The organism is Janthinobacterium sp. BHSEK (assembly GCF_056174685.1).
Genome location: NZ_JBWBYV010000162.1, coordinates 1 through 9,476 on the forward strand (window position 1 = coordinate 1; position 9,476 = coordinate 9,476).

The 9,476-nt window shown below is 65.3% G+C and carries 8 protein-coding genes; 1 reads left to right on the forward strand and 7 read right to left on the reverse strand.

The genetic code is table 11. From position 1 onward, the window contains the following. Positions 1-26: 26 nt before the first annotated feature. The 3 genes from AC0V2Y_RS27860 to AC0V2Y_RS27870 form a co-directional block, all read right to left on the reverse strand. Entirely contained in the window at positions 27-1,274 is a 1,248-nt protein-coding gene (locus AC0V2Y_RS27860; RefSeq protein ID WP_475414900.1) for a DUF819 family protein, read from the reverse strand. Positions 1,275-1,457: 183 nt separating this feature from the next. Next, positions 1,458-2,819 carry a prephenate-dependent tRNA uridine(34) hydroxylase TrhP gene (trhP, locus tag AC0V2Y_RS27865; protein WP_475414901.1) on the reverse strand — a complete coding sequence of 454 codons (1,362 nt, stop codon included), beginning with the start codon at positions 2,817-2,819 and terminating at the stop codon, positions 1,458-1,460. Between the two features lie 87 nt (positions 2,820-2,906). Then, entirely contained in the window at positions 2,907-3,545 is a 639-nt protein-coding gene (locus AC0V2Y_RS27870; RefSeq protein ID WP_475414902.1) for a TetR/AcrR family transcriptional regulator, read from the reverse strand. 105 nt (positions 3,546-3,650) lie between these two features. Between AC0V2Y_RS27870 and AC0V2Y_RS27875 the strand changes: the two genes are divergently transcribed. Next, positions 3,651-4,859 (forward strand): TCR/Tet family MFS transporter, encoded by a 1,209-nt coding sequence (locus AC0V2Y_RS27875; RefSeq protein WP_475414903.1) that lies wholly within the window; start codon positions 3,651-3,653, stop codon positions 4,857-4,859. Here the strand turns inward: AC0V2Y_RS27875 and AC0V2Y_RS27880 are convergent. The 4 genes from AC0V2Y_RS27880 to AC0V2Y_RS27895 form a co-directional block, all read right to left on the reverse strand. Next, positions 4,856-5,101 (reverse strand): DUF1059 domain-containing protein, encoded by a 246-nt coding sequence (locus AC0V2Y_RS27880; RefSeq protein WP_099665586.1) that lies wholly within the window; start codon positions 5,099-5,101, stop codon positions 4,856-4,858. The two genes, AC0V2Y_RS27875 and AC0V2Y_RS27880, sit on opposite strands and share 4 nt — an antisense overlap. Positions 5,102-5,167: 66 nt before the next feature. Beyond that, on the reverse strand, positions 5,168-7,522 hold the full coding sequence (locus tag AC0V2Y_RS27885; RefSeq protein ID WP_475414904.1) for an acyl-CoA dehydrogenase: 2,355 nt from the start codon (positions 7,520-7,522) through the stop codon (positions 5,168-5,170). Between the two features lie 144 nt (positions 7,523-7,666). Continuing rightward, entirely contained in the window at positions 7,667-7,999 is a 333-nt protein-coding gene (locus AC0V2Y_RS27890; RefSeq protein WP_070305493.1) for a hypothetical protein, read from the reverse strand. Positions 8,000-8,253: 254 nt separating this feature from the next. Further along, positions 8,254-9,384 (reverse strand): TIGR03088 family PEP-CTERM/XrtA system glycosyltransferase, encoded by a 1,131-nt coding sequence (locus tag AC0V2Y_RS27895; RefSeq protein WP_475418131.1) that lies wholly within the window; start codon positions 9,382-9,384, stop codon positions 8,254-8,256. Positions 9,385-9,476: the final 92 nt, after the last annotated feature.

The window sequence follows — 9,476 nt, forward strand, 5'->3', positions numbered from 1 at the left end:
TGGCGTTGCCGCCATTGCCGCGTGGATCACCCCGCCATGCCGCGCAAGATCAGCCCCGTGATGTAGGCGCCGTAGGTGCCCAGCGCGTAGCCGAGCACGGCCAGCAGGACGCCCACGGGGGCCAGGGCCGGGTGGAAGGCGCTGGCGATGACGGGGGCCGAGGCGGCGCCGCCGATGTTCGCCTGCGAACCGACGGCCATGAAGAACAGGGGCGCGCGGATCAGCTTGGCGACGAGCAGCATCAGGCCGCCGTGCACGGCGATCCAGATCAGGCCCAGCAGGAACAGGAAAGGCTTGTCGAACAGGGCTTTCAAGTCCATGTGCATGCCGATGGTGGCCACCAGCACGTACAGCATGGCCGAGCCGATGGTCGAGGCGCCCGCGCCTTCCAGGCTGCGCGCCCGGGTAAAGCTCAGCAGCAGGCCGAAGGTGGTGGCGAGCACGACGATCCAGAAGAAGTTCGACGTCAGGCTGTAATCCTGCAAGCGCCAGGCGGCGGGCAGGGTGGTGATCCAGCTGATGATGGGGCCGGCCAGGAAGTGCGACAGGCCCGTCACGCCCAGGCCCACGCCGAGGATGATCATGATGTCGGTCAGATTGGCCACGCGCGCGTGCTGGGCGCGGTAGCTTTCGATGCTGTCCTTGAGCGCATTGATGGCGGACAAATCGGCACCCGTCCAGCGGTCGAAGGCGCCCGCGCGGCCGGCCAGGAACAGCAGCACGGCCGTCCACACGTTGGCCACCAGCACGTCGACGGCGACGAACTGGCCGAACAGGGTGGCGTCCACTTCAAACACTTCCTTCATGGCCGCCTGGTTGGCGCCGCCGCCTATCCACGAACCGGCGACGGTGGTCATGCCGCGCCAGGTGTCGCCCGCCACCGTTTCCGGGTGGATCAAACGCAGCGCCTCGAACGAGACGAGGGCGCCCAGCATGACGCCGAGTGTTCCTGTGAGAAACATGATGATGGCCTTGGGGCCGAGGCGGAGGATGCCGCCGAAATCGATGGCCACGCACAGCAGGACCAGCGCGCTGGGCAGCAGATAGTCGCGCGCCACGGCGTACAGGCCGGAAGCGTTGCCGTCGATGATGCCAAACGTGTTGAGCAGCGCCGGAATCAGATAGCACATCAGCAGCGACGGGATATACGTATAAAACTTTTTCCAGAAGCCGTCGGCACGGGAGGCGGTCCAGAAGACGCCCCCCAGGGTCATGGCGAGCAGGCCGAGGACGACGGCGTCATTGGTGATCAGGGCAGAGGTGGCAGGTGGCATCGGGGATTCCGGTGAACGTGTCAGGGACACCCGGGATGCCGATCAGGCCCCCGGGCGCAGGGTGGCCGTATCGTATAGCAATGTTGAAGCCTAAACAAATTATTTAGGCAGTGTTGGCTGGAATTTTTCTTGTCAAATCAAACACTTGGAAACTGCTCGCCACCGCGCGCGGCAGACTGGCGGTTACAAATAGCGGGCCAGCAAGGCTTTATTCAGCGCCCCGTCGAGTTCGATGCGCACGAAGTGGCCGCTGCCGGGGGCCACCTGGATCTCGCTGCCATCGTCGGCCAGCATGCGGGCGATGGTGAAGTCGCGGTTGCCGCCCGGGTGCAGGGCTTCGATGCGGTCGCCCACGGCGAAGCGGTTTTTCACTTCCACCCTGGCCCAGCCGTCGGCCACGTCCAGCACGTCGCCTACGTACTGGCTGCGGTCCGCCTCGGACGCGCCGCGCATGTAGTTCTGGTGCGTCTGCGTGTGATGGCGCTGGTAAAAACCATCCGTGTAGCCGCGGTTGGCCAGGCCTTGCAGCTGGCCCAAGAGGCTGATGTCGAAGGGGCGGCCCGCCACAGCATCGTCGATGGCCTGGCGGTAGACCTGCGCCGTGCGCGCCGCGTAGTACAGCGACTTGGTGCGGCCTTCCACCTTCAGCGAATCGACGCCGATCTTGACCAGGCGCTCGATATGCTCGACGGCGCGCAAGTCCTTCGAGTTCATGATGTAGGTGCCGTGCTCGTCTTCGAGTATCGGCATCAGCTGGCCCGGGCGCTGCGCTTCTTCGATGAAGTATGGCTGGTCCGCCAGCGGGTGGCGCGGCTGCTGGTGCAGGGCGGAAAAGGCATTGTTGTCGGCTTCGGCCAGCGCCTGGTGAAATTCCAGCGGCACCACCTGCATGCCGCCCAGGTCGCCGCTGGCGTCTTCCGCCGCATTCTTGACCTTGTAATCCCAGCGGCAGGAATTCGTGCACGTGCCCTGGTTCGGATCGCGGTGGTTGAAATAGCCGGACAGCAGGCAGCGGCCCGAATAGGCGATGCACAGGGCGCCGTGCACGAACACTTCCAGTTCCATTTCCGGGCAGCGCTGGCGGATTTCCTCGATCTCGTCGAGCGACAGTTCGCGCGACAGGATCACGCGCGTCAGCCCCATGCGGTGCCAGAACTTCACGTCGGCCCAGTTGACGGCATTCGCCTGCACCGATAAGTGCACGGGAATCTCCGGCCACTTGTCGCGCACCATCATGATCAGGCCCGGATCGGCCATGATCAGCGCGTCCGGGCGCATGGCGATCACCGGTTCCATGTCGCGCAAATACGTTTTCAGCTTGGCGTTGTGGGCGAAGATATTGCTCGCGACAAAGAACTGCTTGCCGCGCGCATGGGCGCCATCAATGCCTTCTTGCAAGGCTTGCAAGGTCGAAAAATCGTTATTGCGCACGCGCAAGCTGTAGCGCGGCTGGCCCGCGTAGACGGCGTCGGCGCCATAGTCGAAGGCGGCATGCATCTTGGCCAGGGAGCCGGCAGGCAGGAGGAGTTCGGGAGCGTGGCGCATGGGATGGGCAAAGCCGGCGATTGTAGGCGGACTGGCGCCAGATTGCCTTGCCTTGGGTCAAGGGATTGACATCCTGCGCCATGGTGTTCAGACGTAAGGCGTGCCCGCCAACGCCGCCTTCAGGCCGACATGCCCCTGGTCCACCAAGGCCAGGAAGCGGGCCTTGGCCAGCTGCGCGTCGCCGTGCCGCGCGAAGGCACGGTGCGCTTCGATCAGGGCCGTGCTCCAGGTGGCCAGCAGCAGGCTGGCCGCCAGCCGGGCCTGGGGATCGTGCGCGTCGCGCCCCGTGCTGTCGGTCAGCGCCGTTGCCACCACTTGCGCCAGTTCGTCGCGGATGGCCCGCGCCCGCGCTTTCAGGGTCTCGCTGGCCTCGATGGTGGCGATAAAACCCTGGCCGGCGGCGGAAAACGTGACGTAGGGACTGTCTTCGGCCACCAGCCGGTGCGCCAGCAGGCGCAGGGTTACGATCGGGGGCACCATGGGATCGCGCTGGCGCAAGGCGGCGCGCAGCAGCTCGCGTCCCTCTTCCTCGCGGTCGAAGAACATGTCTTCCTTGCGGGGAAAGTGGTTGAACACCGTCATGCGTCCCACGCTGGCAGCCGCCGCGATCTCGTCCACCGTCACCTGCTCGAAGCCGCGCACGAAAAACAAGCGCGTGGCAGCATTCGAGATGGCTTGCCGGGTGGCAAGGCGTTTGCGGGAGCGGAGGTCGGAAGGAATCGTCATGTTGCTGCGATCATACACGAAGTGTACTGAGTACAGATAAGGCTTGATGGCGCGGCCAAGCCAGGCGTACTATTTATGTACTGAGTACATATTTAGATTGAGTATATGAAAATAGCCGTTCCGGCGACAGCACTGCCTGTCATCTTTGCCACCGTCATGCTCGACGCCATCGGCATCGGCCTGATCTTCCCCATCCTGCCCGCCCTGCTGCGCGACGTCACGCATGCCGATAACGTGGCGCCGTATATCGGCATCATGACGGCCCTGTACGCGCTGATGCAGTTGGTTTTCGCGCCCGTGCTGGGCGCGCTGAGCGACCGCCTGGGACGCCGGCCCGTGCTGCTGCTTTCGCTGGCGGGCGCGGCCGTCAATTACCTGTTTCTCGCGTTTGCGCCCAACCTGTGGATGCTGCTGCTGGGGCGCGCCATCGCCGGCTTGACGAGCGCCAACGTCTCCCTCGCCACGGCCTACATCACCGACATTTCCCCTGAAGCGACGCGGGCGCGTCGTTTCGGCTTGCTCAACGCCATGTTCGGCGCCGGTTTCATCATCGGCCCCGTGCTCGGTGGCGCGCTCGGCGATTACGGATTGCGCCTGCCGTTCATGGCGGCGGCCATCTTGAATGGCGGCAACCTGCTGCTGGCGTTGTTGACGTTGCCCGAATCACGAACGCCGACACGCGAAAAAATCGACCTGGCGGCATTGAATCCATTGCGCCCGCTGCGCTGGGTGTTTTCTCAGAAAAGCTTGCTGCCGATCACCGCCATCTTCTTTACCTTCAGCGCGGCCGGCGAAGTGTATGGCGTGTGCTGGGCGCTGTGGGGCCACGATGCGTTCGAGTGGAACGGGTTGTGGATCGGCCTGTCGCTGGGCGCCTTCGGCGTGTGCCAGGCGCTGGCCCAGGCTTTTTTGCCCGGCCCGGCCGTGAAGCTGCTGGGCGAGCGCACCACCATCCTGACTGGCGTCGGTTGTGCCTGCGTCGCGCTGGTCGTCATGGCCTTTGCCAGCCGCGGCTGGATGGTTTTCGCCATCATGCCCGTGTTCGCCTTGGGCGGCATCGGCGCGCCGGCCCTGCAATCGCTGGCCACGCGCCAGGTTGATGAAGGCCGGCAAGGCCAGTTCCAGGGCGTGTTGGCCTCGTCCGTGAGCCTGGCATCCGTGCTGTGTCCGCTGGTGTTTTCCAGCATTTACTTTGGCGTCAGGGCGTACTGGCCCGGCGCCGTCTGGTTGTCGGTGATCGTCGTGTACGCGGCGCTGGTGCCGCTCGTGCTGGGCTTGCGCTTGCAGAGGCCGGCGCAAGCCCTGGCAGGCTAGTGTGCGTGCGAGGCTCCGCTGCTGCCGGCCTGCCCCGTCATGGGCAAGTGTTCGGGCGGCATGCCGTCCTTGAACAATTGACGCAGCTGCTGGCGCAGCTCCGGCGTGTCGTGGTGATGGTGTACCGAGACTGCGTGTTCCACAGCAATGCCCAATAGCTCTTCTTCGCTGTCGGCCGAGATGGCAACCGAGCAATGCGTGTCACTTGGGAACTCCCGGCAATCGATGAATTTGCGCGTCATGATCAACTCCTTTCTGCCAAGAGCGGGCACCGTGCCCGCTCCATTCAGTATAGGTCGCAATCTGGCTTAGGCTGCACGGCTGCTGGTATCGGCCCTGTGCACAGGCAAGTGTTTTGGCTGTGCCGCATCGGTGGGAAAATCGTCGACCTGGATCAAGCCGTCGACCAGGCGCGCATATTCCAGCAAGGTGTTGTGCTCCTGGCAGCTGATGGTGCCTGCCGCCTTGGTTGCGGCCAGCCACGGCTGCATGGCGGACAGGCTTTGCGGCAGGTGCCGCAGGGCCGCGCCTTCGGGCGTGTCCCTCAGGCGTTTTTCGATGTGCAGGACCTCGGGCTGCAGGGTCAGCGCCCGCTCGGCGCAGGCGACGGGATCGTTGCTGTCGCTGGCGACATGGCCGTCGGCCAGCAGGCGTTCGCGGTCGGCGCCCGGCGTTTGCAGGGCCAGCGCCACCTCGCTGCCCAGTTCGTCGGACGGCGGACGGTGTGGCAGGCCGAACGGGAACAGCAAGGTGCGCAGCAGCACGGCCAGCATGCGCGCGGGGAAATTGTCGAGTACGCCCGTCAAGCCCTGCTGCGCCTGGACCAGCGCATCCTGCAGTGACCAGTGCACGTAGGGCAGGTCGGCCTCGGGCCGGCCATCATCCTCGTAGCGCTTCAGTACGGACGAAGCCAGGTACAGTTGCGCCAGCACGTCGCCCAATCTGGCGGACAGCCGCTCGCGGCGCTTGAGTTCGCCACCGAGCACGAACATCGACATATCCGTCATGACGGCAAACGCCGTCGACAGCCGTGTCAGGGCGCGGTAGTAGGGCGCCAGTGCGGGTGCGCCGGCGTCGGGCACGGCCGCCAGGCGGGCACCGCCCAGTCCGTACCACAGTCCCCTGGCCAGGTTGCCCAGCACAAAGCCCACGTGGCCGAAGAAGGCCGCATCGAAATCGCGCAGGGCTTTGCGGCCGTCGCTTTCGCCGACGGCGGCCATTTCCCTGAGTACATACGGATGCGCACGGATGGCGCCCTGGCCGAAGATGATCAGGCTGCGCGTGAGAATGTTGGCGCCTTCGACGGTGATCGCGATGGGGATTTGCTGGTAGGCGCTGGCGAGGAAATTGTTCGGGCCCACGCAGATGCCCTTGCCGCCAAGAATGTCCATGCCGTCGTTGACGAGCGCGCGGCCCCGCTCCGTGACGTGGTATTTGACGATGGCGGAAATGACGGCCGGCTTCTCGCCCAGGTCGACGGCGTGCGCGGCCAGGGTACGGGCCGCGTCCATCAGGTACAGGTTGGCGCCCATGCGGGCCAGCGCTTCTTGTACCCCCTCGAACTTGCCGATCGGCATGTTGAACTGGCGCCGCACGGCCGCATACGCGCCGGTGCCGCGCACGGCCATCTTGCCCATGCCCACGCTGGACGAGGGCAGAGAGATGGCGCGTCCGGCCGCCAGGCATTCCATCAGCATGCGCCAGCCTTTGCCCACTTGCGCCTGGCCGCCGATGACCCAGTCGATGGGGATGAAGACATCGTTGCCGGACGTGGGGCCGTTCTGGAACGCGGCGTTCAAGGGATGGTGGCGCCGGCCGATCACCACGCCGTCGTGGCTGGCGGGGATCAGGGCGCAGGTGATGCCGGGCGTATCGTTGTCGGAGAGCAAGTGGTCGGGATCGCTGGTCTGGAACGCCAGCCCCAGCAAGGTCGCCACGGGCGCCAGGGTGATGTAGCGCTTGTTCCAGCTGAGGCGGAAACCCAGGGTAGGCCTCCCCTCATGCATGCCCATGCACACCACGCCCAGGTCGGGGATGGCGGCCGCGTCGGAGCCCGCATACGGGCTGGTCAGGGCAAAGCAGGGAATCTCGGTGCCGGCGGCCAGGCGCGGCAAGTAATGGTTTTTCTGTTCCTCGGTGCCGTAGTGCAACAGTAATTCGGCCGGTCCCAGCGAATTGGGCACCATCACGGTCACGGCCAGCGCCGAGCAGCGGCTCGACAGTTTCATCACCACCTGCGAATGCATATAGGCGGAAAACTGCTTGCCGCCGTACTGCTTGGGAATGATCATGCCGAGGAAACCCTGGCTTTTCATGTAGGCCCAGGCTTGCGGTGGCAAGTCGAGTTGCTGCTGCGTTTCCCAGTCGTCGACCAGTTCGCACAGGCGCTCGACGTCGTGGTCGAGAAAGTGGCGCTCCTCGACGGTGAGCGAAGCGCGTCCATACGCCAGCAATTTTGTCCAGTCGGGCTTGCCGGAAAACAGATCCGCATCCCACCAGGTGGTACCCGCCTCGAGGGCGTCGCGTTCCGTGCCGGACATGCTTGGCAAGATGCGTTTGAACAGGGCCAGCAGGTGCGGGGTAATCAGTGCGCGGCGCACGGGGCCGGGCGCGAACAGTAAAGCCAAGCCCAGGAGGGCCACCATCAGTATGATCGTCAGCATGCGATATCTCCCTGTGGAATAAGAACAGGATAGGCCGATGCGGCCGATGTTACTGTGCGGTACAGCGCATACGGAGCAACGCCAACCGCAGGGGTTGGCGTTGTGGGGAAACAAGGTTGCCGGTGATGACCGGCGCTAACGGTATTAGCGTTGTGGAACGACAATCACCGTGTCGCCCGTCTTGCCCTTGGCACCGTCGTCGCCCTTGGCGCCATCGTTGCCTTGCGCGCCGGTAGCGCCCTTGGCGCCATCGTAGCCGGCGGCACCGCTGTCGCCGGTCTGGCCAGTGGCGCCGGTGGCACCGGTCGCGCCGGCAGGGGCTTCAGCGCCCGTGGCGCCGGTGGCGCCGGCAGGACCAGGCGCGCCGGCAGGGCCGGGAACGACTTGGACGACGGTGGGCGCAGGTGGCGCTTCGCGCTGGCAAGCGGTCAGGGCGAGGGTAGAGGCGAGCGCGAGCAATATCAGGGTAGTTTTCATGATGCATCCTTTGGCGGTGAGCCGTAATGTACGGAACGGCTCGACGGCGTCGGGCGCGAGTTTCGCATGGCGGTGTGGCGGGGAGAGCTGACCAGGCGACCCGACTGCCGTGTCGCGCAGGGCGCTGGCGGCGGGAGGGGAAGTGATGGTCTGCCTGCAGCATGTGCTCTTGGGCGGCCGCAGTCCGTACGTTTGCGTACATAGCGGTGGGGGCAGGAACGTTTTTTGCGCAGATGGACCACTCTCGGCGCCCGCTAATGACACAACCGCTGGTACACCGACTGGTAATGAGCGACCATGGCGGGCAGGCTGAAATGGTCGACGGCCGCGCGCCGCGCGGCGGCGCCGTGCGCGAGGCGCAAGGCAGGTTGCGTCATGTAGTCGTCCAGGAGCCGGCTCAGGGCGGGCACGTCGCCAGGCTGGAACAGCCGGCCCGTAAGCCCTTCCTGGACCAGCTCGGGATTGCCGCCCACGCTGGTGGCGAGGGCCGGCACGCCGCTGGCCATGGCCTCGAGCAAGGTATTCGAGATCCCTTCCGACAAGGAAGGCAGGACGAAGACGTCAAAATTGCGCAAGGCCCCGGCGACGTCGTGCAAGGTGCCGGGAAACCACACGCGCTCCCCGACGCCTAGCGCGGCGGCCAATGCGCGCAGGTCCGCCGACAGCGGGCCGCTGCCGGCCATCACGAGGCGCGCCCTGGCGTGAAGCGGCGCCAGGCTGGCAAAGGCGCGCAGCAGGGTGGCTTGATCCTTGACGGGCTGCATGCGGCCGACCGTGCCTATGATGATCGCATCGCCGCGCGCGTAAGCTGCGGGCATGGCGCAGCGGGGGCCGTTTTCCCGGGGCGTGAAGCGGGTCGTGTCGACGCCGTTGTAGATCTGGCTGATCCTCGCGGGAGCGATGCCCACGCGCCCGGTCAGGTAGCTTCGCAGGTTTTTCGAGACCGTGACATAGCGGTCGATCAACGGTGAATGCAGCTGGCGCAGCAGCGCCGGCTTCCACTGGTCGCCGCGCAAGTTGTCGACATCCCAGCCGTGCTCGCCATGGACGGCATGGCGCACGCCCGCCAGCCGTGCCGGCAACAGGGCATCGAGAGCGGACTGGTTACGTGTATGCAGAATAGCTGGCTGGAGCAGGCGGCATAGCTTGTAGATCTCGCGGCGCATCGCCCACACGCCGATGCGGCTGCGCTTCAGGGCAATGACGTCCACGTCGCGGCGAACGATGCGGTCGCGGAAGTCCGAATAATCTTCGATGCAGACGATGCCATGCCGGAAGGCCGATTCGGGCATATGGTTGATCAGGTTGACCACGCCATTTTCCAGGCCCCCGGTGACCAGATGATGCATGACATGCAAGACCAGCGGCGGCGCTTTTCCGCTCATCCGCTCATCTCCATCCCAGGCACGCGAACAGGAAGGCGCGATCGGAATACTCCCAGTGTATGCCGCGCCGTAGCAGGTTGAACGGATCCACG